This is a genomic window from Oceanicoccus sagamiensis, assembly GCF_002117105.1.
GTDB lineage: Bacteria > Pseudomonadota > Gammaproteobacteria > Pseudomonadales > Dasaniaceae > Oceanicoccus > Oceanicoccus sagamiensis.
This window is the reverse complement of the sequence record NZ_CP019343.1, coordinates 3,823,889-3,843,183: the sequence shown is the minus strand read 5'-3', so window position 1 is coordinate 3,843,183 and position 19,295 is coordinate 3,823,889. Positions and strand designations below refer to the sequence as shown.

18 protein-coding genes are annotated in these 19,295 nt (G+C 46.1%); 7 read left to right on the top strand and 11 right to left on the bottom strand.

The annotated features are described in order from the left end of the window. Positions 1-8 precede the first annotated feature (8 nt). From BST96_RS20530 to BST96_RS17430, 3 genes are read left to right on the top strand one after another with little or no spacing between them, the layout of a single operon-like run. Positions 9-182, top strand: coding sequence for a hypothetical protein (locus BST96_RS20530; protein WP_157118004.1), 174 nt, complete (start codon positions 9-11; stop codon positions 180-182). Between the two features lie 44 nt (positions 183-226). Continuing rightward, positions 227-487, top strand: a complete 261-nt coding sequence (locus tag BST96_RS17435; RefSeq protein WP_157118003.1) for a hypothetical protein — start codon at positions 227-229, stop codon at positions 485-487. 17 nt (positions 488-504) lie between these two features. Next, a complete protein-coding gene (locus BST96_RS17430) occupies positions 505-1,050 on the top strand; it encodes a VPLPA-CTERM sorting domain-containing protein (RefSeq protein ID WP_085759927.1) in 546 nt (181 codons plus the stop codon). A 684-nt stretch (positions 1,051-1,734) separates the two neighbouring features. On the opposite strand, the gene BST96_RS17425 is transcribed toward BST96_RS17430, so the two are convergent. Next, positions 1,735-2,562, bottom strand: coding sequence for a hypothetical protein (locus tag BST96_RS17425; protein WP_085759926.1), 828 nt, complete (start codon positions 2,560-2,562; stop codon positions 1,735-1,737). Positions 2,563-2,615: 53 nt separating this feature from the next. Then, on the bottom strand, positions 2,616-3,515 hold the full coding sequence (locus tag BST96_RS17420) for an SDR family NAD(P)-dependent oxidoreductase (protein ID WP_085759925.1): 900 nt from the start codon (positions 3,513-3,515) through the stop codon (positions 2,616-2,618). 134 nt (positions 3,516-3,649) lie between these two features. Between BST96_RS17420 and BST96_RS17415 the strand changes: the two genes are divergently transcribed. Continuing rightward, positions 3,650-4,570 (top strand): LysR family transcriptional regulator, encoded by a 921-nt coding sequence (locus BST96_RS17415; RefSeq protein ID WP_169714032.1) that lies wholly within the window; start codon positions 3,650-3,652, stop codon positions 4,568-4,570. A 267-nt stretch (positions 4,571-4,837) separates the two neighbouring features. Beyond that, a complete protein-coding gene (locus BST96_RS17410; protein ID WP_085759923.1) occupies positions 4,838-6,181 on the top strand; it encodes a helix-turn-helix domain-containing protein in 1,344 nt (447 codons plus the stop codon). Between the two features lie 49 nt (positions 6,182-6,230). Here the strand turns inward: BST96_RS17410 and BST96_RS17405 are convergent, their stop codons facing one another. From BST96_RS17405 to BST96_RS17370, 7 genes are all read right to left on the bottom strand, one after another. Beyond that, positions 6,231-7,382, bottom strand: coding sequence for an alpha/beta hydrolase family protein (locus tag BST96_RS17405; RefSeq protein ID WP_085759922.1), 1,152 nt, complete (start codon positions 7,380-7,382; stop codon positions 6,231-6,233). Positions 7,383-7,423: 41 nt separating this feature from the next. Beyond that, complete coding sequence (locus BST96_RS17400; RefSeq protein WP_085759921.1) at positions 7,424-8,704, bottom strand: spinster family MFS transporter; 1,281 nt, start codon at positions 8,702-8,704, stop codon at positions 7,424-7,426. 81 nt (positions 8,705-8,785) lie between these two features. Next, entirely contained in the window at positions 8,786-11,203 is a 2,418-nt protein-coding gene (locus tag BST96_RS17395; RefSeq protein ID WP_085759920.1) for a TonB-dependent receptor, read from the bottom strand. Positions 11,204-11,265: 62 nt separating this feature from the next. Beyond that, positions 11,266-11,817 (bottom strand): DUF1254 domain-containing protein, encoded by a 552-nt coding sequence (locus tag BST96_RS17390; protein WP_085759919.1) that lies wholly within the window; start codon positions 11,815-11,817, stop codon positions 11,266-11,268. After that, positions 11,814-12,446 carry a DUF1214 domain-containing protein gene (locus tag BST96_RS17385; protein ID WP_157118001.1) on the bottom strand — a complete coding sequence of 211 codons (633 nt, stop codon included), beginning with the start codon at positions 12,444-12,446 and terminating at the stop codon, positions 11,814-11,816. Before BST96_RS17385 ends, BST96_RS17390 begins: the two co-directional genes overlap by 4 nt. Before the next feature lie 735 nt (positions 12,447-13,181). Further along, positions 13,182-14,186 carry an alpha/beta hydrolase gene (locus tag BST96_RS17375; RefSeq protein ID WP_085759916.1) on the bottom strand — a complete coding sequence of 335 codons (1,005 nt, stop codon included), beginning with the start codon at positions 14,184-14,186 and terminating at the stop codon, positions 13,182-13,184. A gap of 158 nt (positions 14,187-14,344) precedes the next feature. Then, complete coding sequence (locus BST96_RS17370; protein ID WP_085759915.1) at positions 14,345-14,689, bottom strand: cupin domain-containing protein; 345 nt, start codon at positions 14,687-14,689, stop codon at positions 14,345-14,347. A 196-nt stretch (positions 14,690-14,885) separates the two neighbouring features. Here BST96_RS17370 and BST96_RS17365 point away from each other — a divergent pair, with 196 nt between their 5' ends. Next, complete coding sequence (locus tag BST96_RS17365; RefSeq protein WP_085759914.1) at positions 14,886-16,178, top strand: DUF2855 family protein; 1,293 nt, start codon at positions 14,886-14,888, stop codon at positions 16,176-16,178. A gap of 138 nt (positions 16,179-16,316) precedes the next feature. Here the strand turns inward: BST96_RS17365 and BST96_RS17360 are convergent, their stop codons facing one another. Both BST96_RS17360 and BST96_RS17355 read right to left on the bottom strand, forming a co-directional pair. Beyond that, entirely contained in the window at positions 16,317-16,565 is a 249-nt protein-coding gene (locus tag BST96_RS17360; protein ID WP_085759913.1) for an RNA recognition motif domain-containing protein, read from the bottom strand. 45 nt (positions 16,566-16,610) lie between these two features. Beyond that, a complete protein-coding gene (locus BST96_RS17355) occupies positions 16,611-17,648 on the bottom strand; it encodes a DUF481 domain-containing protein (protein ID WP_169714031.1) in 1,038 nt (345 codons plus the stop codon). Positions 17,649-18,020: 372 nt separating this feature from the next. On the opposite strand from BST96_RS17355, the gene BST96_RS17350 reads away from it, so the two are divergent. After that, positions 18,021-19,253, top strand: a complete 1,233-nt coding sequence (locus tag BST96_RS17350; protein ID WP_240554831.1) for an acyl-CoA dehydrogenase family protein — start codon at positions 18,021-18,023, stop codon at positions 19,251-19,253. The last annotated feature ends 42 nt before the right edge of the window (positions 19,254-19,295 follow it).

Sequence of the window (19,295 nt, the reverse complement as noted above, 5' to 3'; positions counted from 1 at the left end):
GAAGTAATATGACTATTGTAAAAAGATTATCAGCTCTGGTGCTGCTCGCTGTTTTATCTACTCTTGTTGTTGCAGAGCCAACAGTTTACTTAGGTGAGCCAAAAGTGTATGTAAAAAAAGGGGATACCTTTAGTTTAGATCTGGCCATGTCTGACTTTCCTTTATCAGAAGGAGGGGCGTAAGCTTACGCTTCAATCGTTCAGTGATTAATGTTGTTGATGTTTCAATGAACTCAACATTGTGGAATTTTGCAACATCCTCAGGACTGGTTAATCGCAAGGGTAATATGGTATCGGATATATTATTCAGTAACTTTAAAGGTGTGTCGGGTGATGCTCGTATAGCGACAGTTACTTTTTCAGCAAAAAGAACAGGTAAAACAGCAATAAGGCTTAAGCCATCAGAAATCAACCCGTTCGCTTCTAACGGAAGCGTGCTGGATGTTAAGTTTCAAAAAACAAAAATTATTGTTAGTAAAAATAAATGACGTAAAGGTAGTAGATCATGAAAAATAAATATAAAGAGTTTTTAATTGTTGCTTTAATGCTAGCCGGTCAGCATGCCTATGCTGCGACCGTTTCTTGGGATGATGTCGATTATACGGCGGGGTTAAACGATGTGTTTACTCTTGATATCGTAGGTTCTGACTTCAGCAGCAATGTTGATGGCGGTGGCGTTAATATTTTGTTTGATGCTTCAGTGCTCAACGTCTTGTCAGTTTCAATAGATGGTGGTTATTGGGATTTTTTCAATGATACTGGCACTATTAATAATGGTGTCGGTACCGTCAACGGTATTATGGTCAATGCATTTTCTTCTGTGATTGGTGATTTCACGGTGGCCTCTGTGGAATTTCAAGCTATAGGTACCGGTGTAACCGATTTGACACTGAATGAATTTAGTCTTAATCCATGGGCTAGCTCTGGCTCTCTGATAGACCACAACTATATCAATGGTTCAGTAACAGTAAGCAGCGTTCCTGTACCTGCTGCAGCGTGGCTTTTTGGCTCAGCATTGATTGGCTTAGCCGGTATCAAACGCAAGAAATAAGCTGTAGTGGCGATTTGATCAAGGCTCCTTATCAGGAGCCTTTTTGGGTTTAGCCCTATGGATTTTCAGATCGAGGTTAGTTACGAGACGGGCGGAGGCTTGGTTATTAATCGCAGACAACACCGAGCTGTATATGACCAGCTGACCAGTTCCAAATCCAAACCCGGTTAATAACCGCGACCATAGAGTTCCACGGATTGTTGAGCAGCCTCTGCCTGGATTTACATCCGTGACCAGCAAGCTTAGCGTGCTAATCATGACCGGCTATCCGTTGGTAGTAAAACCCAACAGCATTACTTCAGTGCAGTTGCCTGATGTGAAGTTAGTTCAGGGGAGGTTTGTTTACTAACAGACCTATATGTTAATAGCGGTACAGTTCAGCTTGCTGGCTTTCTCAATTAGTCTTCCAGCGTCGATGCTTTGAACGTGTGTAGGGGCTTTGGTTATGGCCTTATCAGGTTTGGGTGATATCTAATGAATATTCTATTTAACATAATATACATTATGCGAAGCTATATGTAATTATGCTTATAGGTTTAATCCCTTTGGTGTCAGTTTCGGTTTTATGTGGAATTGTCTCCAGATAGGTGGAACTCAACTACAACCCTTTATCGATGCGAGCTTGAGCCATTATAGGGACTGACTTTCTCTCCAGTTAAAGTGAAATTACCCGCCACCAATTTATTAGCGATAGCCTTCTTTGAAACTATGGCTTTGTAAGTCATACCCAACCTCAGCGGCCGGACGTCCGCCGGTTGGGTCAACGTCCTTACCATGCCACTCGGCCTTCCATGGTGGTGGAAAACGCATAGCAATAGCACACGAGAAAAGCGCGACTGTTTGCATCAACACATGTAAGCCCGGAGCGGCAAATAACACCATCATTACCATTGCCCACGCCATATTAGGTATATGCGAATACCCGGCCTTTTGCATATTGGTTTCCAGGATGTTGTGGCCGGGTTCAACATAGACATCCCAGTAATACATATGCCATTGGTAGTTCGGCAAAATCACCATGGTTAACACCGCTGTAGCAATCGGCCACATCCCGGTCATTTCCAATAATGACCAGGTAGCAAGATGTAGCTGCCCTTCCGCAATACCCCAAATAAGCCCCATTGGAATAGTCGTCCAATAAAACTTTCGATTTTTTACATAGGTGCCACGCGGCCATATATGGAGATAGCCATTAGCAATAATGATGGCAAAAATAACTGCGCCGCCAACAAACATCCAGTTATCAGCCGCCGCCACCGGCCCCCAGGGTTCGCTAATTATTTTTTCAGCGACACCGGTTGCCGCACCAAGCGCAAAACAAACACTAAAGAAACCAAACGCCCGCAACCACGCCAGTGGGCTATTGTAATATTTGGAATCATCTTTTTTTCGGAGCAAAAAAATGGTGATATAAATAACCACAGCCAAGGCAGCAGCACTTAATGCCAAGGTATCCGACCAGGTTCCAGTATTAAGATCAAAGCCGCGAAAAACACGTTCAGTGTAAAACATTTTTTATCCTGCTTCTAATTTTGTGGCGTCGCATTCAAGGTCATAAATGCAGCTTAGTCAAAAACAACACCCACCATTTCTTCACTCAAAGCCCATAGACGCTTACGCGCCTGCTCATCAAAAGCCTGTTTACCCATTGCCTTTTCTTTAGCATTTTCAAAATATTTACCTTTAATGTTTTCAGCGTCTGGCGAACAGGACAAATATATATGGGAGCGCGCACCCTTTTCCGGCGTATTCAAACCCAGCATACTGCCAAAGCCAAATACCATCATTGCCCCCCACTTGAACATGCCACGCATATTTCGATAAATAGTGGTGTTAACGAAATACCCAGGCGAAACCGCATTAATAACTACTCCGGTGCCAAAAAGCCGCTCCGATAGCTCCTGCATAAAAAAGATGTTACATAGTTTGGAGCGATGGTAAGCGGTGAACGCTGCAGCATTGGATATTATATTTCCCTTCCAGATAGCTTCATTATTAAAATCGTCAAAGTCTAAACCCGGGCCAGCCTTATGGGCGTCGGAGGATATACAGACGATTCTGGCCGGCGTACTGGCCTTCAATAAATCCAACAGTAAGTACGTTAACAGAAAATGTGACAGATGATTGGTGGCCAGATGCATCTCAAAACCATCGACACTTAACCGACGTACCGGGTCGGTAATACCGGCATTGTTCACCAAAACATGGAGCTTATCGGTCTTAGACTTAATCGTATCGGCCAACTTTCTCACTTGCGCCAGTGAGGACTGATCACAGTAAATAAACTCAGCAGTGTCACGACCTGTTATTGCGTTGATTTCATCACGAGTGCGAGTACCATGCTCCCCTTCCCAATCGACCAGAAACACTTTCTCAACACCCTGCCGGGCCATTTCCAGAGCGGTAACCCTACCCAAGCCGCGGGCAGCCCCGGTAATTAAACAAACTTTGCCGTGCATTGACATTGAATAACCTCGCTCGATATAAATCTATAATTCAAATGTGGGAAACCCACACCACTAGCCGCTATTTCAAGGGATCAGTAAATATTTGTCAATTTTATTGTTTTAATGAAAGTCTTTTGTTTTACTTATCCGCTATGGACATCAAACAACTCCGCTATTTTTCCGCCATTGTCAGGATGGGCAGCTTTCGTAAAGCCGCCGAAGCCGTGCATATCTCGCAGCCGGCTCTTAGCTTGTCGATAAAAGGTCTCGAATCCAAACTCGGTGTGCAGCTCCTAGAGCGTGGCTCTGGCAAGCTGGTACCCACGACTTTTGGTAAATCCTTGTTTGAACACGCACAAAAAATGGATTCCCTGGTGCAAAATGCCCTCGACGACATCAATCAGCTCAAGGGTATCGGTGAAGGCCAGGTCCGGCTCGGCATCTCGCCTTTTGTCGCAACCACCGAAATGGGTAGTATTATCGGTAGATTTATTTCTCGCTACCCTCGAATCCAGATTCTCACCTGTCATGGAATTTATAGCTGGTCAATGAGCCAGTTAATTAGCGGTGATATCGACTTCTTTTTTGCTGAAATACCTGTGGATACACAACACCCTGACGCTGTTCATCATGAATTATTTAGAATGCCCTATAAATTAGTGGTTGGAAAACAGCACCCGCTGGCCCAAAAAAAACAGGTGTCTTTAGAGCAGGTACTAGATTACCGTTTGGCTTATGGTAAGGACTGGGCTGCTGATATTCATGGCTGGTCTTCTGCCTTTGCTGGCAACGATATTAAGCAACCAGAATCCTTTATTGATGTTGCTTCCTCGGAATTCTATGTTAGTCTGGCTAAAGAGTGCGACATCATTATCCTCAACCCCATGACCAGCTATATACGCCAGCAGGTCGAACGCGGTGATCTGGTCAAACTCAATATCCCAGGCACTGATTTCCACACGGTCATCGCTCTGGTTCATCGTAAGCAACAGTCATTCTCCCCCGCAGGCCAGTTTGTCTTTGATGAAATCAAGGAGCAAATCTCCCTCCTCACCAGTCAAATTGTTGGCTAGAAAATCTCTGGTTCGACCCAGCTCAAACAGGAGTACTAGAAAGCCTACTTCCACCTATACTCAAAACACCTTATTAAAGTTGATTGGGCAACACCCAGTTGTTAATCCAAAGGGAAGATGCTGCTTTTGGCATTATGGATTAAGTTGTAGAATAATACGCGATAGAAAGCTTGATCGAATGAATGTTAATGAAAATACGCTGCAGCTTTGTAGGTACTAAGGCTTCAACATTCATTAGTTATTATAAAAAAGGGCGCTTAAAGTTTAATGAATCTTATTGATATACTTATCGGAATCGGCGTTGTGCAGGGTGTTGTTATTGCTGGCGTCTTGCTATATGTCCGTTCCGATCACCGATTGGCCAATAGTTTTATGGCTGCTCTGGTACTGGCTACTGCGGCCCTCCTATTACAGCGGTTGCTCATTCGATCAGGCGTGTTTAACGATTATCCCCAGTATTCCCTGCTCCTTCAGCAACTCCGTTTTACCTGGGCTCCCCTACTCTACCTTTATGCACTTAGCATTACCGGGGCAAAAATCAATTATCGCCAAAGCTGGCATTTTCTACCGGCGGTGCTCTTTTTTGCGTTAAATAACCTAAAATTTTGGCAGTTAGATGCCGACCAGCAGCGACTCCTCACAACTCATTTATGGAGTTTTCTGGGAAGTAGCCCTTCGACTGAAACCATAATATGGGGTTTTATGGGTGGCTTTTGGCGCATATTGATCGAGTCGCACTTTCATATGATATTTTTTGTAGCTCAGTCGGCTGTTTATTGCTTCCTTGTGCTTAAGTTAATCAAAGGTCACAACCAGCGCTTAGAGCTGCACTTTTCATCGCTGGAGCAAATGAATCTCCGTTGGCTACGCTTACTGACCATTTCTTTCCTCGTATTTCTTGTGCTGCTGTTGTTATTTAATCGTATCCCTCTGTTGTTAAATCTCTATGATGTCTCAGCTCCTCTCGCGAATGCCTATGCGGTTCTGCTGGTGATTCTATTTTATGGTCTCGCGGTAAGTGCACTGCTTCAACCCAGCTTGATTCGCGGTGTGGTGCAAGCCTTGGAAAGTGAACCTAAGTGGGAAAAAAGGCAAACCCATCCGCCTCAAGTGTCGAACTCAGAGGTGTCGAATGCAGAGGTGTCGAATGGAGAGCAAGAGCCATCAAGCGAGCAGGAATCTGCTAGCCATACCCATTCTATAGCTGTAAAGGAAGACGAGGCTGAGTCGGATGGCAAATACAAACGATCTAAAATTAGTAACGAGGACGGCCAGCGCTCCAGAATTAAACTGGTGGAAGTGATGCAGGAGCAGGAACTATACCTGAACCCTGATCTGACTTTACCTGAACTGGCTGAGGCAGCGGGTTTGACTGCACCACAGGCATCGCAGGTACTAAATGGGCAGATGAACCAGAATTTTTTCAGCTTCGTTAATAGCTACCGAATAGATCTCGCCAGGCGTATGTTGCTTGACCCTGCTACGGCGGAAATGCCGATTGTCGAACTGGCCTTTGAAGTTGGATTCAAATCGAAATCATCCTTCTATGATGCTTTCAAGCGAGTCACTGATATGACACCAACCCAGTTTAAGCGGACAACGGGGAACTAGTGCGTAACATCAGTCGGCAGCCTTAACAGGTCTGTCAGATTGGTATGCATTAGTTGTTTCGGCGACGTACACTCACCTCGGTAATTTCCTGTGGTAAAACTTCGTGCAAAAAATGATTAAAATAATTGCGTTTCTCTCGAGCTTTATTGAAATGGGATTCGAAAAAGCTAAAGATAACCAACTGGGTCAAGCTATGTTGCCGTAACGGGTTTATTGCTTCCGGCAGTGGCATCGTTTGGCAAGGCAAAGGGACAGGCTCGTAAAGTACGCCCTGCTCCGGAGTACCTAGCAATGCATGCCAGGGTTCTTCTTCAATATCGATATTGTTCATTAGCGAATAACAACCGATAGCATCCGGATTATCAAGCCAGCGTAAAATACCGCTATAGTCAGCGAATCCCAAGTGACTACCACCGGCAATGGTGACAAGACTGGATTGTGGCACCCTATCCAGCACCGTTAAAGCATGCTCGTTGTAAGGTACCAATGCGTCGATGTTAGATGCCAACATTAAAAAAGGAATACCGGTGTTGCGGTAAAACGTTTCCGAAAAGGTATTGGTCGGCCCTGCAATGGAGGCGGCCGCCTTGATACGTGGATCACGATTGCTTGGGTGATAGCTCACTAAAATAGTTGTCATTCCACCGAGTGAAATACCTGTAACACCAATACGAGTAGTATCAAGATGCGTCGCTAAAACGTGTTCTTTGTCTTGTGACCAGAGGATAACGTTATCAATCAAAAACGACACATCACCTGGCTGATTGACGACATCTTTCAATTTAGGACCACCAGGCGCACTGGTGTTAGTCAAAGGGAAATCTGCTGCAATAACGATATAGCCATTACTGGCAAGAAACTCGGCTATATGCTGACCACTATTTCTCGTTGAACCAAAACCATGGGAATACACCACCAACGGATGCTTTCCCTCAGGCAGTTCACCGAGTCGATTGACCGGGTGCCAATAGGATACATCCAGAGTACGCGAATCGACTCCAGTAAAATCTTTATTGGCTTGGGTTGGGCGAGTACTATCTACTAAGCGTAAATCCTTGCGTATAAAGCCATAGGGGTGAGTGGCCAAAATTAGCGAGCTTTCACTCTCTTTGTCGAGTGGCTCGGGCTGTTTGCCTAAGATAATAATGGCAATACCGAGAACGAGAATTATGCATATTGCAGCAGTGATTTTTTTTATCATTAATACATCTGCCTTTTAAGCGAATAAATTCAACAATGAGTTTATAGCGCTTTTCTTTTCTGATATCTGGCTATATACAATGAAGCGCAGATAAACGAAGGTATCGTCAAGAACGATATCAAGTCTGCCGCCATTAATGACCAGGTTAGTGAGTTTTCTACCAACTGAGCCTGCAATAGATCACTAATTACCCCGGTAATAACCGCCCCTAATCCCAGTCCAATCAGGTTACAGGCAATCAGGAGTATGGCAGTCATGCGCGCTCTCATTCTGGGGGGCGATAAATCCTGAATGGTTGAAAATGCTGGCCCGTAGAATGCTGTCATTAAGAAAAAACCTGCACACATACCGATATAAAAAAAAGACGATGAGGGATCAGCTAAGCGATACCCCAAAAGTAGCGGCGTCAATATCACCATAAGCAAAGCCAGCAGTCTAACTCTGCCACCTTGATAACGAGCATGGTACCAATCTCCCAGTACACCACCCAGCAAAGTGCCAAGCGTTCCAAACACAATAAATAGGCTGCCGTATAGCGTTGCTATGTCAGACGCTTCAAAACCCCGCTCCCTAACCAACCAAAGTTGTGCGAAGTTAGCGGCACCGACTGGAATATGCAAAAAAATGGCACCTAGCATAGTCAACATGATTGCTGGATTCTGCTTGAGTGCGATAAATAATTCACTCCACCTGTCGTTATTGCTTGCTTTATCAATGGCTGTATCTTTTAATCCGCGCTGAGGGTCATTGATGAACAACAGGGGTATTACCAGTACCAAACCGACCGCCCCCATAATCAGAAAGCAATTTCGCCAACCCAGTTGCGGACCCAGCACACCAGCAACGATAAAACTTGCACCAGCACCAAGGGGTACGCCAAGGTAAAAAATGGCAGAGACGAGTCCTCGTTGTTGAGCCGGATACAAATCCGATAACAGTGACATCGATGTTGGAGACAGGCAGGACTCCCCTACCCCAATAAATACACGTGCGGTCGCTAATTGTAGAAAGTTCTTGGCTATACCCGAGTAAGCAGTTAGCACACTCCACATCACAAGACCGACAGCAATCAGTCGCGGGCGATGATAACGGTCCGCCAAAAAACCCATCACAAGTCCCATGATGGAATAAAAAAAGACAAAAATAACACCCGTCAGTAGACCAAACTCACTATCACTCAAGTTAAGGTCGGCAACCACTTGCGGGCCAAAGCTGGCGAGTAAGTTTCTATCCACCATATTGAGAATGTTAAGCAACATCAAAAAACCGAGAATAAATCGCGGATAGTTTTCAATGCCTGATTTAGTAGAGGCTGCGCTCATATAATTATTCTTTATCCAAGTCTGACCACCGCTTATACGTCCATATATCAGCGGTGGTCAGGTTAACGCGAGGGAAGTCCTTTAGAAGCGGTAGCGGCCTTGAATGGAAATAGTGCGTGGTGCTTCCGGTACACCGTAGTAACTGTTGGAATTAGTGACGGGCAAATCGCTTTTCCAGAGGTAGGTCTCTTCATCGGTCAGGTTTCTACCAATCACAGCCAGCGTCCAACTGTCATCGGTGCTAGCCAGCGCGATACGCGCATTGATAATAGTGGTAGCGTCGTGCTTGGTATTTGGATCAAGATCCAGCGCTGAGTAATACTCATCGCTATAGTTGATATCCAGGCCATTGACCAGCTCCATGGTAGTACCAACGGGAATCACATAGGTGGCGAAAAAACTGGCACTCCACTCCGGCGCAAAGACCAGGGTCTCGTCCTTCAGGTTCTGTCCGCCTTTCTCCCCCGGCGTGACGATATTGCTGCCGTCTTCAAGCAAACAACCGGGGTTGTTAGCCGGATCCATATTTTGCGGGGTGGTACAGGTGGCACCTGAAAAGTCATCATAGTAGGCGTCAAGAAAAGCAACGCCGCCCCCTACTGTCAAACGATCGGATAACCAGATACGGCCATCAAGTTCCACGCCCTGACTAATCGACTCGCCCGCATTGCCTACACGGAATGTATCGCCAACCAGAGAGCTGGTCTGCAGGTTGTCGTACTCCATCCGAAATACTGCGGCGTTTAATTCAGCAGCGCCATCCAGCAGCGTCATTTTTGCGCCGAGCTCATAGGCGAGTACCTCTTCGTCTTCATACTCCAGTATTGAGGGATCATTACCCGGTACTGTCGCTCCGAGTTCTGCACCGGTAAGAAAGTTCACCAAACGAACCTCGTAGCCTTGACTGCTGTAGGCTTCGTCATAACCACCGCCCTTGAAACCGGTGCTGACACTGGCGTAAAGCATGGCGTTATCTGTCATATCCCACTGAATATTACTGGAGTAAGTCACTTTATCTTCATCACGACTCAGGCCGGTAAAGCTGTGTGACCGTAGATCAGCAATTGACTCAGAATTGGCAGGGTTGGAGTAAACCGGGAAACCGGTAGCGCTCCTAACCAGCAAGCCCTCGGAGTCAGAGACCTTATCCAAATCCTTGGACTCTTCGTTATAGCGCAGACCCAGCGTCACGCGAAGAGTGTCAGAGACATTCCAGGTACCCTGGGCGAAGATGGCCCAACTTTCACTTTCCTGATCGAAAAGCGTAGGCACGGTTGGCGCACTTTCGTCGGGTAAATACAGCGCACTGGTACTCAAAGGACCTGACTCCAAAAAATCCAGAGCATAAATTTGGCGACTGATATCCAGCTCATTGCTTTGGTAATAGGCTCCAGCAATCCAGTCGATAGTTTCTCCACCGGGGGAAACCAGACGCAGTTCTTGACTATAGGATTCATAATCTTCCCAACGTGTACGGTGCAGCGCTGGCGTGGCTGTAATATCGGTATCGCCAGTCGAAAACAACTCGTAAGCCGAGTAGGCCGAGATCGAAGTAAGGGTGGCAAAATCCAGCTCCCAATCGACGGTCAGCGCAAACACTTCTGTATCCGTTGTTTTGCTGGTTCCGGCATCACCGGCGCCTTTATCTCTGTCTGAGACTACCGGAATCGGTACGCCGCCAAAAATATTCTCCTGTCCAACAAAGTCTGACTGGTACACCACAGTGGCAGAATCTTCGCTCTCGAAATCGCCATATTCATATTTCGCATTCACTAGCACGGTATCACTAGCTACCCATTTCAGGCTGCCGCGAGCATACCAATTTTCACGATCTGGGCCTTCATTACCGGTGGTGACATTTTCCCACCAGCCATCTTCAGTAGCATCATGGCGCACCGCCAGACGACCGGACAGATCATTGGTCAACGGCCCGGATAACACCAGATTATATTGCTGTGACCCATACTCTGGCTCATACAGAGCCTCAACCATACCCTCGAACTCGTCCGTAGGCTTGGCGCTAGTAATATTGATGGCTCCCGCAATCGTATTCTTGCCAAACAAAATTCCCTGGGGACCTTTGAGTACCTCTACCCTTTCAAGGTCCATGGTAGTTGGTATCGCGGCAAGCGGCCCACGTCCTGCGTAAACACCATCGATATACATACCCACAGACTGTTCAAAGCCCTGGTTGGTGCCGGAACCAATGCCGCGGATAAACAGGTTCGGAGTACCGGAGCCAGCATTGACGATCACATTGGGCATATACTGAGTCAATTCCTGCAGCGAAGTGAGGCCCCTGTCATCAATTTTTTCACCACTCATGGTGGCTATTGAGATGGGTACGTCCTGCAGGCTCTCGGTACGCTTTTGCGCTGTAACGACAATCTCTTCGAGTTTGCCACTCTCTGCATTGGCACCAGTAGCACAAGTAAGGCTAATACCTGCAATAGCAGCAGCCAGAACCGTTTGTTTAAAAATATTCTGCTTATCAAGCATAAAGACTCCCCTTATTATGTTTATCTTAATGTTTTTATTTGTATTTTTGTTTGTAATTTTACTTAAGTGTTTCGTGCAGCTTGCTGGTTATCTTTGCCAGGACTGCAACGGCTCAGCTCCAGAGCCGCCTTTGCCTCTGTGTCATCACCTATTCCTGAGGCACGTATTAACATCATGCCTCTGGCCGTTGGGGATTGAATGACTTCACCAGAATATTGCTCAGGGTCGGCCTCGGGTCCAATCAGGGTTACCTCAACTTGGGTGCCAATACGAACATGCTCATCACGCTGGTTAGTGATACCGGCGAAGTTATCGGTATTCATTTGGTAAAACTGCATGGACCAATAACGATCAGTTACCGGGGCGGTAATGACCACCGAGCCCTGCTCCAGGTTGTACAAGCAACTGGCATACAGAAGGTCTGGACTTGGACGCACCACCCAACGGGAGGTTTCATCAGGTCGTGGATTTACGTTCAGCTTATTTGGGCTTATACGTTCTTCGATCTTGCTGTATAAGCGCTCCATCACCAAGTGTGGGACCAGCATGGCCAGAGGGTACTGCCCCAACCAGCCACAGATTAAAATAAAGGCTATCCAGCGTAACCAGCTCATGAGCAACCCTCCAGAGTAACTATCGGTAACGGTGCTGTTTCAGGGTTTTGCAGGTAGGCGTCCCCTGGTGTATAAAGTCGAAATAACAGGTCAAAGTCGTTATCAGTCGACTTGCTCGAAATCGGGGTTCCAGAAGGTCCAACGGGCAACCAGTTACCTTCCTCTTTGCTGGCACTGACCTGTATAACCCAGCTACCATCCTCATTACGGACGACATTCTCGTTATTGAAGGAATAACGCTTTTGCTGGTTGGGTATCAAAAAATAGTCCCACCCATAGGCGGTAATGCTCCACCAATCAGCGTTGTAATCATCTCCTTCTATGCGGTAACGACAGTCTAATCGTAAGGGTTCTCCATCCACCGATTTGACGGTGTAGTACATAGAGTCTTCACGAGTAGATGCCAGCAATCCGGCTATGGCAACGACCGCCCTAACCGTGGCACTAGCATCCGCGGAACCAATACTTTCACTGGTATACCAGTTGCCATTTCGTATGAAGGACTCACCGAGCCCTTGCCTGATGGTAAGCACTAAAGCAAGTACAGAGATTGCCAAGACAAGGAGCACAGCCAGCGGCCAGCGTACTAGCCGTAGCTTGGAGTTAAGGGTGTTTGTCTGAAGTGTCATCGCCGCCACACTCCCATTGCCGAGATCTGGGAAAAAGCTGGCCAACTGCAACAGCTAGCGTCAGTTGCTATTTTTATTATTGGATACATAGTTGCGATAGTCCTAATGTCAACGGGAAGCAATGAGACTAATCTAGTGGTATTTATGCTGGCAGGCGTCCGTGCAAATCTGCTCGGACCAGGAATTGTAAAAATTTTTTGCTTAGCTGAGTTTGAGGGCTAATCTATTTCTGCCAAAGATACATTGGAAACGATAAGGGGCGTAGTGGTTCGGACCTTAAATATTCTTTAATAATAATAAGTTAGAGCTATTGATTGTACTGGAAGAGCGTAATCAGATATCTCTGGACGAGCTTCTACCCGCTGTTATTCTGAACCGGGTATTTATTGTTTGGAAGGACTTGGAGGGAGTGTTTCCAGTGTTTATTCGGTCCAATAAGTCCGGTCAAATTACACCGGACAAGATATTGCTTGTTTGCTGTGGAATATTGAAGTTAGAGAGCGAGGTTTTTAGCTTGAACGTCCATTATCTAAGGCAGCATGTTATGTAATCAATCTGGGGGGATGGGTTATCTGGAACCAGCCAAACCGGAGTTTTGGGCTATATCGATCTAGAGAATGGATAACTGGCAGTAGCCAAGTCCTTGATTTGCTGCTGCTAGCCATCCAGACTTATGGGTATATATCGAGAAATTCAGCCTGAGCCAACCATACAAACGGAATGTAGAGGCTCATATTAATCTGCAACCGTAGTCACTCTAGCAACGAATTGGGTCACTCTTTCACGTACCGATAGCCTGGTACCATCGCCACCAAGGCTGACAGCACCCGATGGGTAAAAATGACCGAAGGCTGGTACCCAGGCATAGCTGAAATCCAGCCCCGCATTGCTATAGTGAGTAATCAAGCCTTCAAAACTGGTAATGGCACCAGCAAGATCATATTGGCCAGTAAATAATAACGCAGGAGAGCTATTGGAGGTTGTTGAAACTGTTTTGAAAATATCAAACCCTATCGGTGCAGCGCTCAGCATAAACACACCGGCAACCGGAGCATTTAATCCGTGAGCCACATTAAGAGATGTTACAGCCCCTGCTGAAAAGCCTCCTAATACAATTTTTTTTGTATCTACATTAAAGCTTTTGGCATTGTCTGTGATGTAATCTAATGCCTTTTTAAGGTCCTCTGCAGCCGATAGCACCGTATCAGCAATTAATGCTTTATCTTGTTCACTGTTAATATCTAATGGGCGAAGATTAAGATTGGAGCGAATGATAGCGACCCTATCCATCATCAGTTTGATACTTTCCCTATTTACCACCTCTTCAGAATAACCTTTACCTGATGCGATGGGCTCTTCTGAGCCAAGCCTGTACTGAATGGCAAAACAGGCATAGCCGAGACTGGCAAAAAGTCGGCAATAGTCTTCGGGTGAGTCTGTAATGGCTCCATCAACGGTGAATGCTGTTCTTGGAGAACCTATATGGAAAGACCCGCCATGGGTGTAGATAACAGCAGCTAATGGCCCGCTCTGCGGTTTATCCGGCAGGTATGCATCCAACCAAAGCTCTCGGTTTACCTTTTTATTCTCTTTAATAACCAGACCCTGGCCATACACAATCCCTCTCTGAACTGATACCTGATACTCTGCCCCAGCCGTCATCTGGCTAGTAGCGCTATGCTGAAATAAGAGAGAAACTATAAGTAATAGCCCTGCCTGGGCTTTATCAATACATTTCATAACAACAACCTTGATAGTTCTAATATGTGCACACAGGGTATCAGCAACCCTGCCTTACAAGTAGCTTGGCCCTACTACAGTGCTCCATGACACTTTTACTGTCACTGTAAAAGGTCTAGAAAAAATAGCTGTAAACCCCTGTTTAACTAGCAGTCCCTTTACTCCAGCATGGTATAAACTTTACGCACGGTTTCAACGACCTCACTAACACCCACCCAACCCTTTGGAAAACAAAAGCTGTCCCCCGCCTTAAGCTCAGTGACATTACCGTTCTCATCGGTCAGCTTCCAATGGCCTTTTATTAGGTGACAAAATTCTGTAACGGCAAGATTGAGCTGTAATTTACCGGGCTCACATTCCCAAGTACCCATAAATACACCATCCTGATCATAAAAACAGGCATCGCTTTGTAGAGGTAAGTCACCGATGGGTTCGCCAAAGCTCTCGCAGGGCTCGAGGTTGCTTAGCTGAAGGGGGGCTTTTTGAACAGATATAGTAGGCATTTAACGCTCCTGGGTGAAATAATAAATAAGGGTTTTCTTCAGACTAGACGCCCTTGTTAGGTAAAACCTCTTAACCTATACGGCAGTATCTGAGAACAGGCCGAAACTGCCCTTTCAGCAGCATCAAGATTGCGGTAAATTTGACGCTATGCTGATAATCATTACTAACTATAGCCATTAAAACAGCAGCACAATAATGCTGTATCTTATGATCGAAATACAGCGTCAGACCGTACAAAGAGCTACGATTAAATCTAATAACAATGAGGACTTAGCCTTGGGCCAGCCTATTAAACGAGTGATGCTAGCAACCGATCGTAAAAACCTGGAAAAGACCACGCTGCTAACAGATGAATTACCCGCCCTCGCAGACAACGAGATACGCCTTAGTGTCGACAAAGTGGGGCTAAGCGCCAATAACCACTTTTATTTACAGATGGGCAACGCCCCTTTTCTAAAGTTCTTTTCTGTATATCCCTTAAATGATCAGTATAAGCATCTGGCCAATATGCCCGCATGGGGCGTTGCTACGATTATCGAATCTGCCAACCCGGAGTTTTCAGTGGGTGAACGCTTCCGTGGTTTCTTGCATATTAGCAATGTCGTACAAATGAAAGCCAAACGCAGCGCCGATGGCTTTACCGCCTATGGCGGAAAACGTGACAAACTGAATCAAGCTTATAACGGTTTTGTGCAGCTGAAAGACGATTCAAACTCCCCTATCAAAGGCACTGGCGATAAGTCTGATCTGGCCATGACTGCAGCACCCAGCGCCTTAAGTGGCTTTATGCTGTATGAGCTGTTAAAAATGAATGACTTTTATCAGGCCAATAGTGTTGTACTAACCTCAGCGTCTTCCAAGTTTTCCCTGGCCACTGCCCTATTACTTCAGGATGATCGCAAAACGGGAGCCCTGCAAGCGGTTATCGGCTATACCGCCAAGTCCAATGCTGATTTTGTTAAAAACACCGGGCTCTACGATATTGTGCTGAGCTATGAAGACGATATCCCCAATGATCAAGCCCTAACACCAGTACTGGTAGATATTGCTGGTGATGCCGTTATCTACAAGCGCATTAAACAGAGCCTGATTAAAACCTTGGCAGTGGGCGGCACTCACTCCAATGCCAAGGCATCAACCTTTACCGCCTTTGGTCCTTCAGGCATATTAAAAATGATGATTGATATGATGGCTCCCAAGCCGGTTCAAAAATGGGCCGCTAAAACGTTTAATCCCCCACTTGAGATGTTTTTTGCCCCAACAGTGATTGATGAATTATTGGCGAGATGGGGGAAGGACGATATGGAGAAAAAATCCGATATCGCTTTGACCCGTTTTGTTGATGCGGCGATTGATAATCACTGGATTAAGGTAGCAAAATCTGAAGAGATCGCTGAGATAGAAGCTGCCTACCTAAGAATTGTTAACGGGGAAGTTCCTCCAAACGAGGCTGTTATCTTGTCGTTAGATACTAATAGCGTTGTCTGATAACTTTTTGGCAGGGAACGAGCTGCACTGTGTACTCAGTCGTAGGGTGGATTATAATCCACCTTTCACACAATTCATGCATAGAATTGGTGGATTGTAATCCACCCTACCAGTAAGATTTTGGTGGTCTGCTTAGGCCTATTTATTACCAAATAATGGCCTTGCAGCCCTTAATCGCTGGCCGTGCCAGAAGTGGCCATTTAGGCGTTTGACCAGCGCATTACAACCCAGTTCATCCGTCTTTAATTCCACTACAGCAGTAACACGATTATGGTAGACCGACGTAATCAGCGTCAGCTTGATCAGCGGGCAGCCAATTTGCTCAAGGGTGTCCCGAAGCTCTTTCTCCTGTGTATTATCCGGTAAACCACCTAGCAGGATATTCATTGACCCCCCTTAAGCGCTTATAACTAATACGCTAAGCAACAACCCTTACCAGCTATAACCCAGTCGGAAGTTATAGGTTTCATCGGTTTTATTAACCCCCTCTACCGCACCACCGTCATACTCAAATACGATTTCCGCAGAACCTTCGAGACCGCCATAGAGTGGCGTAGAAATACCAATGGTTGTATTCAGAATTAAATCACTTTTTTCAGTAAAATCGACCAGACCATCATGCCTTAAATAGGCAGTACTGCTACCACCGGCAATATCACTGGTGGCATAAATATCCCAGCGGCCGCCGGGATATTCATTATCAGGGGCCACATAAAATTCTTCTTTCACATAAACCGGACCTATTTCAGCCTGCAAATTGAGCAAGCTAGTCTCAAAAAATTGGCGCCCCAGATAAGGGCCGACAATAGTTCTAAGGCGTAGGTCAGCAAAATTATCATCTTCAACCTGAAGCAAGCCACCCATATAATCATCAATATCTTCCAGAAAATAATCATACTTAAACGTCAGCTTGGTATTATCTTTGGTTAACTTGGCATCGGATTTATCGCGCTCATTTTCACCCAGGAAAGTATAACGGTCTTCCAGGCTTCTCCAAATAGAACGTATGGCGATATCATTTTCATCAGAATTGGTATTACCCCGCTCAATCAAAAAGGCGGCACTGACCGTACCAAACCATTTATAACCGTCGCCTATTTGCCAAGGTTCCGGGTTAATCATTTTAATATTATCGAGGCTATAGCGAACAGGGGCTTCGGCATCATCCGCATCGACCAATAGCATTTGATCATCACGGACAAACATTTTCTTATTTTTAAGTACCTTGCCATTTTGACGCAGGATGGTCACGGTGTTATCGGTGGAAATGGATTCCACCCCGCTAATATCGATTTTGACCTGACCGACAAATTCAACATCGAATAACAATGCACCATCTTCGGCTTCTATTAATTTACCTACCAATTTACCGCCATTGGTTAAGCGAACCTCATCAGAGGCCAGCAGGCTTGATGAAGCAAACAGAGCGAATAAGCTAACAAGGGTAAAAGCAGAAAACAGACGACCCATAATATAAATCCCAGGTTTGTAGCTGCTTAGCTGCTGCACCACCATGTGCAGCTAAGTAGCCTCATTGTTATTAATACGGCTAAAACCGAGACATTACTACGTCAAACAGGCTTGCGCAAGCCTGTTACCGCGCTTGATTAGACCAGTACGGGGCAGTAGTGAGCCAGCTTTCAGGCAGTGCCTTCCAGGTTAGCCATTGCTGCCAAATTTGATCCATTCGTTATTTACGTCGTGCAGTTATTGCGTCAGATCAAACTAGCCATAAGCGATGATTGACCCCGCTCCAGCCAGGTTATATCAATAGCCTAGCCGCTCAACACCGAGCAAAACTCGACAAGAGCCCGTTCAACCGATAATGATAAAGGCATAACAATGATGAGTTTCACTGGAGAACTGTTTATTGAACAAATGGACGCTGATGAAAAGACCAGAGCCAGCGCCGTGGAGTGTGTATTGCCCATCTTAAGAGATAAAGCCAAAGATGTAGATTCTGCCGGGGAGTTTTATATGCCCCATGTAAAAACCCTCAGTGACGCAGGCTTATTAGGGCTGATGGTACCCACCGAATATGGCGGTCTGGGTGGCGGGCTTAGAGATCTTTGCGCCGCAACCTTTGCTATGGGTACGGCCTGCCCTTCGACGGCACTGTGCTTTTACTTTCAATGTTCAGCCACATCAAGGGGCACTTTACTCTTAAAAGCCCTTGAGGCAGGTTTGTTTGACGAGCAAGAAGCCCCCAAGGTGAAACAGTGGGCAGAGCTGGTATTAAACCTGATTGGGCGCGATGGTAAATGGATGGGTAACTTTACCAGTGAAAACACCAAAACCGAAAAAGCCAAAATCACAATCGAAACTGTTGCGACTAAAGTACCCGGTGGTTATCGACTCAATGGGGTTAAGTCCTTTGCCTGTGCCTATGGCGTTGCGGATTATTATTTGGTGACAGCCAATCTTGAAGGCCACAATGATATGGCTGGCATGTGTACCTTTATTGTGGATAGCAAAAGCGAAGGTCTGGATCGCAGGATTAAATGGGATGCACTCGGTATGCGAGGCAGTGCCACCGACGGCCTGGTGATGAAGGATGTGTTTGTCTCCGACGAATATTCATTAGCCATGCTCGGTGCCTTTGAAAAGTCGATGCAAATGAGCCGCGGTTCATTTGTGGGCAATCAGGTAGCGGGTGGTGCGGTATATTTAGGCATAGCCTATTCCGTTTACAGCTATATCGTGGATTATCTTAAAACCAAAAAATTTAAAGACACCGGCAAGCCCTATGGCACCGGCCCCATGTATCAACAATTATTGGGTGAGATGATGACAGACTTAAATACCGCCATGCTGTGGTTGCGGCGTCAGGTTGAGCTCGAAACTACGCAACCGCCGCTATTACCCAAGGATGAAGTAGTTAAACTGTGGCGCCTGTGTAAAGGACAGGTGGCGGAGTCCGGCTTTAAATTAACCACCAATGCCTTAAAAGCTGCGGGTACAGCGGGTGCATTAAGTGATAGCCTGACCAACCGTGCGTTACGCGAAATGGCCATGGGTATTGTTCAGGCCTATCCGGCTGAGCGGGCCGGCTCGATGCTGCTAATACGGAAATAATAGGGACAGCGGAATCGCTCTTTGCTGCTCATCAGTAAATAG

What these genes read in the sequence shown, in the direction of transcription:
- BST96_RS20530 (WP_157118004.1), top strand. Translation starts at nt 9, where the DNA reads ATGACTATTGTAAAAAGATTATCAGCTCTGGTGCTGCTCGCTGTTTTA.
- BST96_RS17435 (WP_157118003.1), top strand. Translation starts at nt 227, where the DNA reads ATGAACTCAACATTGTGGAATTTTGCAACATCCTCAGGACTGGTTAAT.
- BST96_RS17430 (WP_085759927.1), top strand. Translation starts at nt 505, where the DNA reads ATGAAAAATAAATATAAAGAGTTTTTAATTGTTGCTTTAATGCTAGCC.
- BST96_RS17425 (WP_085759926.1), bottom strand. Translation starts at nt 2,562, where the DNA reads ATGTTTTACACTGAACGTGTTTTTCGCGGCTTTGATCTTAATACTGGA.
- BST96_RS17420 (WP_085759925.1), bottom strand. Translation starts at nt 3,515, where the DNA reads ATGTCAATGCACGGCAAAGTTTGTTTAATTACCGGGGCTGCCCGCGGC.
- BST96_RS17415 (WP_169714032.1), top strand. Translation starts at nt 3,650, where the DNA reads ATGGACATCAAACAACTCCGCTATTTTTCCGCCATTGTCAGGATGGGC.
- BST96_RS17410 (WP_085759923.1), top strand. Translation starts at nt 4,838, where the DNA reads ATGAATCTTATTGATATACTTATCGGAATCGGCGTTGTGCAGGGTGTT.
- BST96_RS17405 (WP_085759922.1), bottom strand. Translation starts at nt 7,382, where the DNA reads ATGATAAAAAAAATCACTGCTGCAATATGCATAATTCTCGTTCTCGGT.
- BST96_RS17400 (WP_085759921.1), bottom strand. Translation starts at nt 8,704, where the DNA reads ATGAGCGCAGCCTCTACTAAATCAGGCATTGAAAACTATCCGCGATTT.
- BST96_RS17395 (WP_085759920.1), bottom strand. Translation starts at nt 11,203, where the DNA reads ATGCTTGATAAGCAGAATATTTTTAAACAAACGGTTCTGGCTGCTGCT.
- BST96_RS17390 (WP_085759919.1), bottom strand. Translation starts at nt 11,817, where the DNA reads ATGAGCTGGTTACGCTGGATAGCCTTTATTTTAATCTGTGGCTGGTTG.
- BST96_RS17385 (WP_157118001.1), bottom strand. Translation starts at nt 12,446, where the DNA reads ATGACACTTCAGACAAACACCCTTAACTCCAAGCTACGGCTAGTACGC.
- BST96_RS17375 (WP_085759916.1), bottom strand. Translation starts at nt 14,186, where the DNA reads ATGAAATGTATTGATAAAGCCCAGGCAGGGCTATTACTTATAGTTTCT.
- BST96_RS17370 (WP_085759915.1), bottom strand. Translation starts at nt 14,689, where the DNA reads ATGCCTACTATATCTGTTCAAAAAGCCCCCCTTCAGCTAAGCAACCTC.
- BST96_RS17365 (WP_085759914.1), top strand. Translation starts at nt 14,886, where the DNA reads ATGCTGTATCTTATGATCGAAATACAGCGTCAGACCGTACAAAGAGCT.
- BST96_RS17360 (WP_085759913.1), bottom strand. Translation starts at nt 16,565, where the DNA reads ATGAATATCCTGCTAGGTGGTTTACCGGATAATACACAGGAGAAAGAG.
- BST96_RS17355 (WP_169714031.1), bottom strand. Translation starts at nt 17,648, where the DNA reads ATGGGTCGTCTGTTTTCTGCTTTTACCCTTGTTAGCTTATTCGCTCTG.
- BST96_RS17350 (WP_240554831.1), top strand. Translation starts at nt 18,021, where the DNA reads ATGATGAGTTTCACTGGAGAACTGTTTATTGAACAAATGGACGCTGAT.